Source organism: uncultured Algibacter sp. (assembly GCF_963976535.1).
Classification (GTDB): Bacteria; Bacteroidota; Bacteroidia; order Flavobacteriales; family Flavobacteriaceae; genus Algibacter_B.
Map to the genome: position 1 here is coordinate 87,984 of NZ_CAXBLF010000002.1, position 14,969 is coordinate 102,952.

The 14,969-nt window shown below is 32.0% G+C and carries 14 protein-coding genes, 1 tRNA gene and 1 pseudogene; 8 read left to right on the plus strand and 8 right to left on the minus strand.

Features of this window, described 5'->3' with window-relative positions; all coding sequences use genetic code 11:
* The first annotated feature begins 76 nt into the window (after nt 1–76).
* The 5 genes and pseudogenes from AAC024_RS01330 to AAC024_RS01350 form a co-directional block, all read left to right on the plus strand.
* Nucleotides 77–1,210: an ATP-binding protein gene (locus AAC024_RS01330; RefSeq protein WP_339893371.1), complete on the plus strand. Its 1,134-nt coding sequence runs from the start codon at nt 77–79 to the stop codon at nt 1,208–1,210.
* A gap of 255 nt (nt 1,211–1,465) precedes the next feature.
* Nucleotides 1,466–2,017, plus strand: coding sequence for an RNA polymerase sigma factor (locus AAC024_RS01335; protein WP_339893372.1), 552 nt, complete (start codon nt 1,466–1,468; stop codon nt 2,015–2,017).
* On the plus strand, nt 2,001–2,519 hold the full coding sequence (locus AAC024_RS01340; protein WP_339893373.1) for a hypothetical protein: 519 nt from the start codon (nt 2,001–2,003) through the stop codon (nt 2,517–2,519). The genes AAC024_RS01335 and AAC024_RS01340 overlap by 17 nt, the downstream gene beginning before the upstream one ends.
* The gene (locus tag AAC024_RS01345) at nt 2,500–3,669 is read left to right on the plus strand and encodes a hypothetical protein (protein WP_339893374.1); all 1,170 of its coding nucleotides are present in this window, start codon (nt 2,500–2,502) and stop codon (nt 3,667–3,669) included. The genes AAC024_RS01340 and AAC024_RS01345 overlap by 20 nt, the downstream gene beginning before the upstream one ends.
* A gap of 132 nt (nt 3,670–3,801) precedes the next feature.
* Nucleotides 3,802–3,978: pseudogene (locus AAC024_RS01350) on the plus strand (DUF5929 domain-containing protein); the annotation flags it as partial.
* A gap of 433 nt (nt 3,979–4,411) precedes the next feature.
* Here AAC024_RS01350 and AAC024_RS01355 read toward each other — a convergent pair.
* The 3 genes from AAC024_RS01355 to AAC024_RS01365 all read right to left on the minus strand — a co-directional run bounded on the left by AAC024_RS01355 (nt 4,412) and on the right by AAC024_RS01365 (nt 8,715).
* On the minus strand, nt 4,412–5,602 hold the full coding sequence (locus AAC024_RS01355; protein ID WP_339893375.1) for a DUF1501 domain-containing protein: 1,191 nt from the start codon (nt 5,600–5,602) through the stop codon (nt 4,412–4,414).
* A 2-nt stretch (nt 5,603–5,604) separates the two neighbouring features.
* On the minus strand, nt 5,605–6,993 hold the full coding sequence (locus AAC024_RS01360; protein ID WP_339893376.1) for a DUF1800 domain-containing protein: 1,389 nt from the start codon (nt 6,991–6,993) through the stop codon (nt 5,605–5,607).
* A 168-nt stretch (nt 6,994–7,161) separates the two neighbouring features.
* Nucleotides 7,162–8,715 (minus strand): aldehyde dehydrogenase family protein, encoded by a 1,554-nt coding sequence (locus tag AAC024_RS01365; protein WP_339893377.1) that lies wholly within the window; start codon nt 8,713–8,715, stop codon nt 7,162–7,164.
* A gap of 121 nt (nt 8,716–8,836) precedes the next feature.
* Between AAC024_RS01365 and AAC024_RS01370 the strand changes: the two genes are divergently transcribed.
* The gene (locus AAC024_RS01370; protein WP_339893378.1) at nt 8,837–9,877 is read left to right on the plus strand and encodes an isoaspartyl peptidase/L-asparaginase; all 1,041 of its coding nucleotides are present in this window, start codon (nt 8,837–8,839) and stop codon (nt 9,875–9,877) included.
* Nucleotides 9,878–10,224: 347 nt separating this feature from the next.
* On the opposite strand, the gene AAC024_RS01375 is transcribed toward AAC024_RS01370, so the two are convergent.
* From AAC024_RS01375 to AAC024_RS01390, 4 genes are all read right to left on the minus strand, one after another.
* On the minus strand, nt 10,225–10,680 hold the full coding sequence (locus tag AAC024_RS01375) for a 6-carboxytetrahydropterin synthase (RefSeq protein WP_339893379.1): 456 nt from the start codon (nt 10,678–10,680) through the stop codon (nt 10,225–10,227).
* Nucleotides 10,681–10,787: 107 nt separating this feature from the next.
* Nucleotides 10,788–10,958 (minus strand): hypothetical protein, encoded by a 171-nt coding sequence (locus AAC024_RS01380; RefSeq protein WP_339893380.1) that lies wholly within the window; start codon nt 10,956–10,958, stop codon nt 10,788–10,790.
* Between the two features lie 28 nt (nt 10,959–10,986).
* Complete coding sequence (locus tag AAC024_RS01385; protein WP_339893381.1) at nt 10,987–12,321, minus strand: MATE family efflux transporter; 1,335 nt, start codon at nt 12,319–12,321, stop codon at nt 10,987–10,989.
* Complete coding sequence (locus AAC024_RS01390) at nt 12,318–12,818, minus strand: GNAT family N-acetyltransferase (protein ID WP_339893382.1); 501 nt, start codon at nt 12,816–12,818, stop codon at nt 12,318–12,320. Before AAC024_RS01390 ends, AAC024_RS01385 begins: the two co-directional genes overlap by 4 nt.
* A 59-nt stretch (nt 12,819–12,877) precedes the next feature.
* Between AAC024_RS01390 and AAC024_RS01395 the strand changes: the two genes are divergently transcribed.
* Nucleotides 12,878–13,672: a universal stress protein gene (locus tag AAC024_RS01395; RefSeq protein ID WP_339893383.1), complete on the plus strand. Its 795-nt coding sequence runs from the start codon at nt 12,878–12,880 to the stop codon at nt 13,670–13,672.
* Between the two features lie 6 nt (nt 13,673–13,678).
* A tRNA-Ala gene (locus AAC024_RS01400) sits at nt 13,679–13,752 on the plus strand.
* A 360-nt stretch (nt 13,753–14,112) separates the two neighbouring features.
* On the opposite strand, the gene AAC024_RS01405 is transcribed toward AAC024_RS01400, so the two are convergent.
* The gene (locus tag AAC024_RS01405; protein ID WP_339893384.1) at nt 14,113–14,961 is read right to left on the minus strand and encodes an N-acetylglucosamine kinase; all 849 of its coding nucleotides are present in this window, start codon (nt 14,959–14,961) and stop codon (nt 14,113–14,115) included.
* Nucleotides 14,962–14,969 lie beyond the last annotated feature (8 nt).

The following is a 14,969-nucleotide window of genomic DNA, read 5'->3' on the forward strand; positions in this document are numbered from 1 at the left end:
AAACACTCTGATCGTAAGGGACCAAAATTTGATTAGACTTGAATAAAAAATAATAATAAAAAATAGACTTGTCTAAATGATTAACAAACGCTTACTTATAAAACACCTTTTAGCTCATAACGATGAGAACAGTTTTTATGATAAAAAGCGAAAAATTGATATCAGCCACAAGGAAGGCAAAGCAAAATTTTTAAAACATATTTGTGCGCTTTCTAATAGCAATCCAAAAAATAATTCCTTTATAGTTATTGGTGTTGAAGATGAGGACAACAAAATTATCGGCGTCGATTTTTTTGATGATAGCAAAATACAAAATTTGATTAATGCTTATTTGAGCCATCCGCCAATTGTACAGTATGAAAACATTCCGTTTCCGCATTTACCAGACGATAAAGTGGTTGGTTTGGTTACTATTAGACCTACCGGAAAAATAACATCACTTAAAAAGAATATCTGGAAATATTATGGCGGTTCTGTGTTTTTTAGAGACGGAAGTATGAGTATGCCTAAAGTTTTTGACATCGAGATAAAGGATGCCAATTCTAAAATTGTTGAGGCTATTGAAAAACATGCTCAAAACAATATGGAGCATACCTTAAATGGGGTTTTCGACTTTATGAATCACCGTAAAGACTTTAATGCTCAATACAAAGTATTTAAGGAATATTTTGTAGTATGTTGGGCGGGACAGAAAAAAATAATAAAAAAAGAAGTCTTCTACTCTCGAGTTGATATTGAACTTATAAACGAACAAGTACGTTTGTTTTTTTCAGCTTTAGATGACGTTTCTATTGCAATTGATGACGATAGTTTTAAAATTATTGAATATGTAAATCTTGGGTTTCAAGATTCAAACAAATATTACCAATTAGAAGAAACCATTATTAAGTTTGAAGATAACGTAAATTATAACATTGAAACGCGTTTATTATTTGAACCGCCTCAGTTTAATAAAAAAGACCTTCACCATATTTACAATACTAATAATGCTATTTTAGAAAAGCTAAAAAAAGGGCTAATATTAACGCCACGAGAAGAAACAGACCTTAAAAATTTGCCAGCAACTTATTTAATTTGTTATTTAAATTTGTTCCATCAGGCTATAGATAAACTTAACGAAGCCAAGCCTTATTTAAAAGTACATAATAAAGAAGTTTACGATTTGTATAAAGAGTCGTTAAGAATATTAAGAAAAGTGAAGTACAGTTAATTTAACCTTCATCTATGGTATAACACATTAATTATAAGCATTTTTATTTAGTGCATGACAAAAATTTAGAATAGAACTATAAACTGCACACATATAGCATATTACGGCTTTTTCGTTACGTAGACCTGACAGGTTTTCAAAACCTGTCAGGTCTTTGTTATCCTAAAAAATCTGGCATTGAGGCGCGTTTTTTTTATATAAAATGAAACCCTTTCATTTTTTATTCGTTTTTAATAGTGTAACCATCAAAGATAGATGTCTGAAAAAATAAATGTATTAATTAAAAAATGCATAAAAGGCGAACAAAAAGCGCAAATGGATTTGTACGATTTGTACTGTGAAGCCATGTATTATGTAGCTTGTAGATATTTGATTGATGAAGAGGAAGCCAAAGACGCTATGCAAGAAGGGTTTTTAAAAGCCTTTTTAAAGCTTAACATTTATAAAGATAAAGTAAGCTTTGGGGCATGGTTAAAAAAAATAATTATAAACCAATGCATAGATGTTTTAAAGAAAAAGAAATTAGAAACTGTTTCTATTGAAAACCAATTTTTAGAAATTGTTGATGAAGATACTTCTTGGGAATTTAATTATGAAATATCAAAAGAAAATATTGTAAACACCATAAACAAACTTCCAGAAAAGTACAAACTAGTACTAAAACTCTATTTAATTGAAGGGTACAATCATTCTGAAATTTCTGAGATTACAAAACTGCCCATTAAAACATCCAGAACGCATTTAAGACGAGGTAAGATGTTACTTAGAGAACTTTTAAAAGAACAAAATTATGAAGCAAAATATTAGAAATCTATTTAAACAAGAAGTGCTTCAAAAAAAGAAGTTACCAGATTCACATAGAGAGGGCTTTTTAGAAAAGCTTTCTGCTTCCAAAAAGAAAAGAAAGCGTATAACTATGTTATATAAATATGCTGCTATTTTTAGCATTCTTTTTTCGATTGGATTTGTGGTTACTAATCTGTTTTCAAAAGAAAATAATGCAACCGATACGGCTTTAGAAATACAATTAAGAGAAATTGAAAAAACCTATTTAGAAAATATCGATAAAGAATGGCAAAGTTTTATTGTATTAACAAAAGACGAAAAACTTATAAAACGCTATGAGGATAAGTTAGGTGAATTAAATGAAGGCTATCAAGAAATTTCGAGTCAATATAAAATAGACAAAAATAATATGATTGTAATTGAAGCTTTAATCGAAAATTTAAAGACCCGATTGCAACTATTACAAGATATTCAACAACACATTAATTTATTAAATAAAGAGCATGAAAACACTACAATTTAAACTATGGCTATTAATGTTTCTTTCATCAGCTACTCTATTAGCACAAAAAGAAAACATATATACCAAAAGTTTTAAAACAGACAAAAACACTACGGCATTGTTAAAATTAACAGGAGGTACTGTCGAAATTGAATCATCGCCTGACGAAAATTTTCATGTAGAATATAGTGTAGAGTTTGATAATTATCCGAAAAGGAAAAAGAAAGAAGTGATTGAAAAAGTTAAAATTGAAACTCAAATGAGTGACAACCATATTACATTAATTGATAAATCTAAATTTTATTTTAATTCTAGAATATACACTCTACTGGGAACTTTGTATAAAAAAGATACCACAAAAGTAAAAAACTATAATAAGAAGTCTAAACAGGATTTAATAGAACAAATAAAAGAAAGTAGTGCTCCTATTTCTTTTTACGAAGAGATGATTAAAAATTCTAATAGACATAGCACAAAAGAGAAAGAAGAGTTAATTAAAAAATATAAAAGCCGAAAGAAAAAGGGTTACAATAGAATCTTTATAATTAAAGTTCCAAGAAATATAGAACTTACAATTGATGCAAAAAACACAGTAATTAGATTAAACAATAATTTAGTAAACAAACTTTCTGTTAGACTAAGTGGAGGGAAATTTATTGCAAAATCACTTAGTAATCAAAGTAATGTTATAAAAGTTAAAAACGCATTGTTTTTAGCTGAAAATATTAATGGAGGTGAGTTGGCTCTTAATAATATCAAAAAAGGCTTAATTGGGAGTATAAATGAAGCTAACTTATTAGCAGAGTTTTCAAATTTAGAGATAGGTGAAATTCAAAAGAACAATACCTTTAAAGGTTTTAGTAATGACATTCTAATTCATAATTTTTCTGCTGATTTTAAACAGTTTGATTTGTTTTTAGAGTATTCGAAAATTCATTTTTTTAAATTAATAAATGATTATGAATTAAAAGCAATTGGATACAATACCCTAGTTAATATTGGCAATACTGTTGAGAAAGCAGCATCTTCTAAAAGTGATAAAAAAGAAACGTTTTTTGTTAAAGAGCGTAGTAGTGAAGGTTTATTTTCAGGAATAATGAATTTTGATATGACTCATGGTTTTATAAATATTCATTTAGTACATGACAAAAATATAAAAGTGTCACATTGAGCGCAGTCGAAATGCTTTTGAATACGATATTTCCAATGTCTTCGACTGCGCTCAGATTGACATCCGATATATTATCAATTTTTGTCATGTACTAAGAAATATTCATTAATATTATAAGTAAAAACGCCACGAGAAGAAACAGACCTTAAAAATTTGCCAGCAACTTATTTAATTTGTTATTTAAATTTGTTCCATCAGGCTATAGATAAACTTAACGAAGCCAAGCCTTATTTAAAAGTACATAATAAAGAAGTTTACGATTTGTATAAAGAGTCGTTAAGAATATTAAGAAAAGTGAAGTACAGTTAACAATTGTTAATAAATTTGACATTAAGTTAACATTAAAATTTTGAAATTATAGAAAAAATACTACCTTTGCAATGCTATTAATCATTTGAATTAACCTTGTGCCCCAAATCGTAAAGATTGGCCCAAGGTTTTTTTTTTGCCATTGCCCTATTTTTATCTTAAAAAGTTGATGTTTATTTGCGTTAGGGATTGCAGCGGCATCCTTTTTAAAGCTTAGAAGAATAAAGTTTGAGATAAACTATAATTTAACAGATTGCCACGTCGCTCACTCCTCGCAATGACGACTTTAAAAAGATATAGCGGAAAGCCCGACCCTTGGGTAACGCCCAAATTATTCTAAGAACTCATTTAAGCCTTTTGTTTTTAAGCGAAAACTAGAGATTTAACTTTAAAAGAACAATTTTTTAGCAAATAGAAAAGGCTTGAATGAATTCTAAATAAAGTCTAATTGCTTAAAGGACTTATTAAGTACTTTTTTATCATCTACCTCTAGCCATTTATCTAGTACGGTGGCGTAAATGGTACGGAAATCTATTTCGAATTTTAAATCGCCATTATCATCTAAATCACTTAAACTAGCCATATCATTATAAAAACCTTGCTTCTTTAAGTTTTCGCCTATTACGAATATGTTATTGGCTGTACCGTGGTCTGTACCTACGCTGGCATTTTGTTTTACACGGCGACCAAATTCAGAAAATGTTAAAATTAACGTGTCTTTAAACGTATCATTATCTTTTAAATCTTTTATAAATGCTTCAACGCCATTAGCGTATTGCCCTAATAATCGTTTTTGAGTGTTTAACTGATTTACGTGCGTATCAAAACCACCTAAGGATGTATAAAACACTTTAGTTTGTAATCCTGAATTAATAAATTGTGCTGTGGTATTTAGGTGTTTCCCAAATTTATTATTTGGATATTCTTGAAAGCTTGTAACCGTTTTACTGGTTTCAAAGATATATTTTGCGGAAGATTCAGCAGCAATCATTGATTTATACAAATACCCTAAATTATGCTCACTTAAATGCGCGTTGTTTTGGTTATTATGTATGTTTTTAAAATAAGGGTCTTTTGATAAATTGTATAAAGCTTTAGCATCTTGAGTTGCAATGGCATTAAAGTTTTCGCCTTTCATGGCCAATGATAAACTTTCATCTACCTCTATGGCGCTGTGTGGTTGCTTTCCGTAATTATCTAAATAACGGCCTACCCATCCGCTTTGCGAGTATTCATTTGAATCTGTAGCGGTTTGCCAGATATCCATGGATCTGAAGTGGGATCTCACTGGATTTGGATAGCCTACATTATTTATAATTGATAAATAGCCTTTATCATAAAGCTTTTTCAAAGGTTCAAGACTTGCATGCAAACCAACCTCGTCGTTCAATTTGATGATGTCTTTTTTTGCAATTCCTAACGTAGGGCGCTCCTTGTAATACAAATCGTTTCTATAAGGAATCACGGTGTTTAAACCATCATTGCCTCCGGAAAGTTGTATAATTACCAAACGCTTATAACCTAATTTGCTACTTGCTACTTCTTGGAATGCTCGTACAAAACTAGGAACAAAAAACAAGCTACTAGCTAATGATGATTGTTTTAAAAATTTTCTTCTTTCCATAATTAACACATTTGATATTCAGGTAACGACATAAGCTGTATGCAATATTCTTGTTTTGACACTTTATCTAAAGCCTTTAAATACTGTTGTGCTGCCTCATTAACTTCACAAGCTAATACATGGTTTTGAAACTCGTTTATTTTAACATTTTTAAATTGAGTATTGAAATACTTCCAATTAACTTTTGTTTTAAAACGCTTACCATACTTTCTCTTAAATAGCTCTTTTTTTGCTTCCATCTGTACATCGTCTTGTCCGTCTTTTACTTTCGAAATATAGGCGCCATTAAGTAATAAAGACGGTAATTTTAAGCGCAATACAATGGTGTTGCTGTCTATCCAATTTTTGCCACCTTTCCATCCAGCGACATTTGGTGGGTTTAATAGGGTTTGACCTAATAGTTTTTGAATATATAATAGTTGTTTAGGGTTCTTAAACTCAGTAGGCACCAAAGTTTTAAGACCCACTAAAAACTCAATTGGGGATTTTATTTTTGAACCGATATTCTTGTCATCATAAAACCAATCAGACATGAGCATAAAGCGCATTAGGTTTTCAATGTTGTAGTCTTTGTAGAATACATCAGTCATGGCGCTAACAAGATTGTCATCTGCAGTATCATTGACAAAATAGCGATATATTTTTTCGCAAATATACTTGGCACACTGTTTTTCCTCTAAAATAATATCAATGATTTCTTTACCAGAGAAATTTCCTGTTTTTCCGAAAAAGGTCTTGTCACTTTCATCATGTTGACGTTTTTTAAAAACAAATTCTCCTCGTAAATTATGGCTATATCCAGTAAACGCTCTTGCACTTTCTTTTATATCTTCTTCAGTATAATGGCCAACACCTAAAGTGAATAGTTCCATCAATTCTCGAGCAAAATTCTCGTTAGGTTTTTGCTTCTTGTTTTGTTTTGTGTTTAAATACTTTGTCATTGCCGCTTCTTTAGAAACTGCATTTACAAAATCTCTAAAATCGCCTAAAGCATGTTTTCTAAGTGTATTGTTGAACTGTTGTATATACGTGATACTATTATCTTCACATACAAAATGATTTGCCCAAAAGAGCGTCATTTTTTCTCTTAATATTTCCGATGAATTAGTAAGTCTTTCTATCCAAGCAACATTAAGTTCTATTTGCTTTTTACGGCTTATTTTTTGAATTTTTCTTCGGGTTTCTGGATCGAGTTTAGAGCCTCTCATCATGTTACTAAAAATGTCCTTTATTTCTGAAGTATCAACTTCTAGAGGCGTAACATTTTTAGACGATGTAAAAAGATTCTTGATGACTTCCTTCTTGCTCTTTTTAGACAACTTCCCTAAAGTTGAGGGCAAAATTCCAAAACCAATACGCCTGTATAAATGTTGTATGTACTTAGTTTTCATAGCGCGATGATTTTAAGAAATAAACCAAATTAAATAATGAAGTAGTAAATTCTTAGACTTCAATTTATTAATATGGTTTAATATGAGTATTGAAGATACAAAAAAACCGTTTCAATCCCGATAGTCATCGGGAGAAACGGTTCTTAAACATTTTAAATTAAGTTTCGACTATAAATCAAACTTAATTCCCTGTGCCAAAGGTAATTCGTCTGAGTAATTGACGGTATTTGTTTGTCTTCTCATATACACTTTCCAAGCATCCGATCCTGACTCACGTCCACCACCTGTTTCTTTTTCACCTCCAAAAGCACCTCCAATTTCAGCCCCAGAGGTTCCGATATTTACGTTTGCAATACCACAGTCAGAACCTGCATAAGACAAGAATTTTTCAGCTTCTTTCATTTCATTTGTCATAATAGCAGAAGATAAACCTTGAGCAACACCATTTTGTTTTTCAATAGCATTTTCAACGGCTCCAAAATATTTCATTACATATAAAACGGGCGCAAATGTTTCGTGTTGTACAATTTCAAAATGGTTTTCTGCTTCAATAATAGCTGGCTTAACGTAACATCCGCTTTCGTAACCTTCACCTTCCAAAACGCCGCCTGCAACCAAAACTTTTCCGCCTTCCGCTTTTGCTTTTTCAATAGCAGCTAAATAGGTGTTAACGGCATCTTTATCAATTAAAGGGCCAATATGATTCTTTTCATCTAATGGATTCCCAATAGTTAACTGACCATAAGCACCAACAATAGCATCTCTAACTTTATCGTAAACAGATTCGTGAATAATTAATCGACGTGTTGATGTACAACGTTGTCCTGCGGTTCCAACAGCACCAAATACGGCACCAGGAACCACCACTTTTAAATCTGCTGTAGGTGTAATAATAATGGCATTGTTTCCTCCTAATTCTAATAAAGATTTTCCAAAACGCTCAGCCACTGTTGCACCAACGATTCTTCCCATTCTTGTAGAACCTGTAGCAGAAACTAAAGGAATTCTAGAATCTGTAGTCATCATTTCACCTACTTTATAATCACCATTTATGATACAAGAAATACCTTCTGGCAAGTTGTTATCTTTTAAAACTGCTGCAATAATATTTTGACAAGCAATAGAACATAAAGGTGCTTTTTCAGATCCTTTCCAAACACATACATCACCACAAATCCATGCTAGAGCAGTATTCCAAGCCCAAACAGCTACAGGAAAGTTAAATGCTGAGATAATACCAACAACACCAATTGGGTGCCATTGTTCTCGCATAACGTGTCCTGGACGTTCAGATGGAATGGTTTGACCATTTAATTGTCTAGACAATCCAACTGCAAAATCACAGATATCAATCATTTCTTGAACCTCTCCGTAACCTTCTTGTAACGATTTCCCCATTTCATAAGAAACCAATTTCCCTAAAGGTTCTTTTAAATCTCTTAATTTGTTTCCAAATTGACGAACAATTTCACCTCTTTGTGGCGCAGGCATATCTCTAAAAGATAAAAATGCTTTTGTTGCGGCTTCCATTACTTTTTCATAATCAGCCTTAGTAGTCGTTTTTACTTTGCCTATTAATTGCCCATCTACAGGTGAATAACTTTCAATAATATGGCCGCTTGAAAAATTATTTGACCCTGTTGAAGTGCCTTCGTTTATAGCTTTTACACCTAAAGCTTCAAGTGCTTTATCTATACCAAAATGAGTCGCTATTGTGTTCATTAATTATTGATTTATTAATTATGTTGAAATTATTTGCGAATATACTAATTAAAAGTTGTTTTTGTTACAATTTACTAACACTAAAATTAGTAACTTAGTCTGCAAATCAATCTAAATTTTCATGAAAAAGTTTATCTATTTAATCTTCGCATTTTTAGTCGTTTATGCTTGCAAAAATGAATCAAAAGAAGTACCAGAAAACATTCAAAATGAATCTGAAAAAGCTGAATTTTCAATAATAATTCATGGCGGTGCTGGAAATATAAAAAGGGATTATTTATCTGAAGAAAAAGAAGCAGCGTATAGTCAAAAGCTAGAAGAAGCTATTCGAGTTGGTTATGAGATTTTAAAAAACGGAGGGACGAGCCTTGACGCTGTTCAAAACACAATAAATATTTTGGAAGACTCTCCACTTTTTAACGCAGGTAAAGGTGCTGTTTTTACTTATGAAGGCCTTAACGAACATGATGCCTCCATCATGGATGGAAAAACATTAAATGCTGGAGCCTCAGCAGGTACAAAAACAGTGAAAAATCCAATTAATTTGGCACGAGCAGTTATGGATGATTCGCCTCATGTGATGCTTTCTAGAGAAGGCGCAGAGACCTTTGCCGAAGAACAAGGTTTAGAGATTGTAGACCCTAGTTATTTTTCTACAGAAAAAAAATTAAAATCTTTAGAGCGTATTAAAGCTTCAGAAAAAAATAAAGTGGCTTCATTTTATGATGCTGATCTGCAAGATTCAAAATTCGGTACGGTTGGTTGCGCTGCTTTAGATAAACATGGCAATTTAGCAGCTGGAACATCTACCGGTGGCATGACTAACAAACGCTGGGGACGCATAGGCGACTCTCCAATAATTGGGGCAGGTACTTATGCCAATAATAACACTTGCGCAGTTTCAAGTACAGGTTGGGGCGAGTTCTTTATTCGCGGCATGGTAGCACACGATATTTCTGCGCTTATGGAATATAAAGGTTTGACATTAAAGGAGGCTGCTAATTTAGTTATTCAAAAAAAACTATCAGAACTTGGTGGCGACGGTGGTATTATAGCCATTGATAAAAATGGGAATATGGTTATGGAATTTAATACCCAAGGTATGTTTAGAGCCACTATGAATGATAAAGGCGAATTGTATATTGGCATGTTTAAGGATTAAATTAACAGAATCAAAAAACCTAAATATAAAGATTGGACTTTTTTTTTATTAACAAAAATTAACTATACTTTCTTTTAATTAGTTCATTTTTAGTTAAATCCATCAATATTCCTCATTAAAAAAGCTTCTCGATTTGGTATTGATTCTTGCTTTAGCGGATAGATTGCGTTAAGGATTGCAGTGGCATCCTTTTTAAAAATGGCTATCAATAAATTAGCTTTCAAGTAAATAATAAACAGATAACCACGTTGCTCACTCCTCGCTATGCCATTATTAAAAAAACCTGCCTGCCGGCCAGGTATAGCGCAAAGCCCAATCCTTGTGGTAACCTGCCGGTAGGTAGGCGCCTAAATATTATCATGCTGAAACCATTCAGCAAACGAACTGTCTGTTTCTTGAAGTTTTAAGGAGTGTAATTTAATATGTTTTGGTAACCTTTTACTTATTTTTTTGGAGAAGTCTATCACCATCATTTCGCTAGTTGGTTGATAATCAACAAGCAAAACATTATGCCCACGGTCTTGAAGTTCTTTTGCTAACTCTACATGAGGGGTGTTTTTGTTAAATACGGTGGCGTGATCGAACACGTTTACAATTTCTTCTTTCACAATTTTTTTGAGGTCGCTAAAATCTATAACCATACCGAACTTCACGTTGGTGTTGTCTGCAATAGGCTTTCCAATAACGGTTACAGAAAGTTTGTAACTGTGCCCGTGTACATTTTTACATTTTCCGTCGTAGCCGTAAAGGGCGTGTCCGGTTTCAAAAGAGAATTGTTTTGTGATACGAATGTTGTTTCCCATTATCTTCTTTTTCTTTTATTTATAAAGTAAACGATGATTAAAACTAAACCGAGGGTTAGAAATAATCCGTTTCCGCTGAGGAATGACATGATGTCCATAGTACTTGTTTATTGGTTTCTTTTTTTGTTATATCTGTACATTAAATAGGCTAGCGCTACAAGGATAACAAAAGGCAGCATGGAGCCAATGAAAACACCAATTTCGTAACCATTATCGGGTGCATTATTAATTTTTTCTTCAATATCTACTTGCTGAAATAAAGCAATGAACAGATTCATACTAGTTAATGTACATTATGCCCCAAAGTTAATTCTTTTGTGCAAGTGGCAAAAATAGTTGTCTGAATTTTATAATTAAAGGAATACCTCTAGCTATAATCCAAAATGTAATGGCAATGAATATGGCGTGAAGTTTATAATCCAAATTATCTAACCAAAAAAGAATAGGTATAAATACGAGAAATGTTGAAAACAAAAGCACATTTCTTAAGTATTTCATTTTACCGAGGCCTTTAAAAATACCATCAAAAATAAAAGCTAATGTACAGAAAGGTTGCATAACCAAAACCACCCAGAATACGTTATAAAATGCTTTTAAAACTTCAGGATCTTTTGTAAATACTCTCCCAATAGGATAATAGAATAATGCGCCTAATAAACCTAAAATAATGCCAATAATAACGCCGTATTTTATGAGTTTGTGACTAAGTGTTATGAGTGATGCATACGCTTTTGCACCGTACAATTTACCGGATAAAATGTTACCAGCACTAGCGTAACCATCAACAATAAAAGCACCTAAGAACCATAAATTTATAGCAATGGTGTAAGCTGCAATGTATTCGGCTCCGTAACTTGTGGCATAAGCACTTGCGAAGTATAATGTAACATTCAAGGCAATGGTTCTAACAAACAAATTTAAAATCATTAAAACAAACCGTTTGATTTCAGGATTAAAAGGTAAACTTGGTTTTAATGGAATAGTTGTTTTTTTAAGCAGATAAAATGCAGCGAAACACGCCATTAAAATTTGAGCAATAACACTAGCATAAGCAGCGCCTTCAATATTCATCGGGTCTATAAAACCATCTATTCCGTAAACTAAAATAATATCTAAAATGATATTTGATGTTGCGCCTATGATAGCAATTATCATGGGGTGATAGGTGTTTTGTAAACCACGAAATGCGCCAAAAACAGCGATGGTAAATAGTGTGAATGGAAACCCTAAAACACGAATTTTATAATACTCGACGCTATAATCTAGTATTAAATTGGAAGCATTATAAAGCTTAAAAATTTGTTTTGCAAAAGGATATGTACTAAATATTATTATAAAACTTAGTGAGGTTATGATAAAGATAGCTTGAGCCGGAAGGTTTTTAATACGATCTAACTTATTCGCTCCAACGTATTGCGATACAATGGATGAAATAGCACTTCTGGTTTGCCCTAATACCCAAATAAGCATAGAGATAAAAGTGGTGACGATACCAACAGCAGCTAAAGATTCGGTAGCGTTAATTTGGATATTCCCAACGATGGCTGCATCAGTTAATGATAAAATAGGCTCAGACACTCCAGAAATTAATGCTGGAATAGCAAGTTTGTTTATATGTTTTAAACTTATATTTATACTCACAGTACTAATTCATAGCAATGAAAAGGATATTTACTTTGTTTGGGGAAATAAATATCTCCAAGTTTTTTATAGCCGCGTAGCTCATAAAACTTTTGATTTCTGGTGTTTTGTGAAAAGGTATCTAATCTTATAGATAAAAACTTGTTTTTTCTAGCATAATGTTCCGCAAACCCCATTAATTGTTGCGCATAACCTTTTCCTTGAAGATTTGGATGAACTGCTAATCGATGAATGTAGATGTTATTTTTATTTTGTGTTAACCAAGAAATAGGGATATACTCTTCATCCATAAACGTGGAAATTGTAATGCATCCAAAAATGGTGTTATTAATTTCTAAAACATAGAATTCTTCTCGGTTTACATCATTCATAAAAGCTATTTTGTTAGGATAGAATTCATTCCATTGAAGAATATTTTTTTCTATCATATTAGCAGCACAAGCCTTTGTAATTTCTATAATATTGTCAATATCTTCTACTGTTCCTTTTCTAATCATTTAAATGTTTTACTTTTACGTCAAATTTATTGTAAATTTAGCTTTAAAACTTTACAGACATGAAGAATATTTTAGTTCCAGTAGGATCGTCAAAAAATGCATTAAGCCATTTACAGTATGCTGTAGATTTTGCAGAAGCATTTAACGCCAAACTTTTTGTAGTGCAAGTATATAACGTTTATACGAAGGCTGGTACTATGATTAAAGTAGATCAGATTATTGAAAGAGAAAGCAAAGCTTTTTTAAAAGATTTGATTTCGCAAATAGACACTAAAGGTGTTGAGGTTATTATAAAAACCCTAAAAGGTAAACTCATTGACACTTTAGAATTAGCCTGTAAAGCTGCAGACGTAGACTTAGTTTTAATAGAGCCTAGAACAAATTCTATTAAAGAGGAAGTGTATTTAGGTAAAACTTCAGGTAAAATTATTAAACAAATGGATGTTCCTGCACTTATTGTTCCTGAAGGCTATGCATTTGTGCCTGCTAAAACTATTTTAATGGCGGTAAAATCGGCCATTATAAAAAAGAAAGATGCTTTAAACCCACTAAAGGAGATTCAAAAGAATTTTAAATCTGTTGTGAACTTACTCTTGGTAAAAACACCGTTTTATAACAAAGGTGATTTTGACGTTATTGATGATTTATCTGCATTAGTTACTAATACGACGAAAACAGAAAATGCCACTACATTTCAAGGTGTTTTAGAGCATTTCCAAGTGAATAGTCCAGATATGTTATGTGTCGTAAGGCGTAAAAGAGGTTTTTTTATAAAAAAATGGGAAAAGAACGAAATTTTGAAAAAAGATTTTTCAAGTTCTGTACCTGTTTTGGTTTTAAGCGGATTAAAATAATTTAAAGGGGATGTAGCTCAGTTGGCTAGAGCGTCCCGATGGCATCGGGAAGGTCGTCGGTTCGAATCCGATCTTCTCCACTAGTGATAGAAAGTCTTTTCAGTTTTAAAACATGACCTAATATGGCGTATATCTGGTTATTAATTTGAACACCTTTTTGTTTATACTTATTTCTCACTATTATATTGAAATTAACAACATTATTAGTCCTCTCAGTTTCAGTGATATAAAAGTAACCTCCAGGATAAAATATTTTTAAACCATGTGGTTTGTCTTGTAAATAAAGCTCAAATTCAGCACTTACCCAGTTTAGAAATTTTTCATACAATGCCTTGCTTGGAATGGATTCTGTATGTGTCAATTCATAATAAGGTTTTGTTTCAATCAAAGCACTTTCTTTATTCATTTTTTGGGTTTGTATTACAAGTAACCTTTATAATCTAGCGAAATTCACTTTGTTGCTTAATTATATTCTCAATTGGGCTTTTAATAAAACTTGAGGCTTTTAGCCCATTTTTACTTAGGGCTAATGCTATATAATCTTGTGCGTAATAAGCTATAGAACCTACAAAGTGTAGCGGAACCGTTTTCAATTCTTGACTATACAGCGTTAAGTGATTTTTAACAAAAGTGTTCATTCCTTTCATAATTAACTGTTTTATAAAAGGATGGTTTTCATTTTTAAATAAGAAACGGGCAAATTCTGCTAAATATTTATTTGGAGTAGGAGATTTGTATAATTTTTTAACTACTTCCTTTTCTTTTAAATTATAGTCTTTCTCAAATAAAAGTCTCAATCCTTTAGGCATTTGCTTGTAATAGTAGGCTTTTAAAAGTTCTTTCCCAAAGTAGTTTCCGCTACCTTCATCCATAAGAATATAACCTAAAGCTGGCGATTTTAAATGCGTTGTTTCCCCATCATAATAACAACAATTAGAACCTGTACCTAAAATACAAACTACCGCAGGATCCTTTGTAGTAGCCATAACAGCGGCCATAGTATCTTCGCTTGTTTCGGATTTAGCGTTTTGAAAATAGGCCTCTAATATTTTATTGACCTTATTTTGGATCTTTTTTGTACCGCAACCTGCTCCGAAAAAGTTAATGTTTGTTACTAAATCTTTATATTTATTTAGGGCATCACTTTTATTTAAAACCTCAGAAAATTCTTTTTTAGACAAAATAGCAGGGTTAAGCCCTTTAGTTTTTATTCTAATAGGGGCTTTTCCTGAGTTTTCACAAAGAATCCAATCGCATTTGGTAGAGCCGCTATCTGCTATTAAAATCATGTTTTATA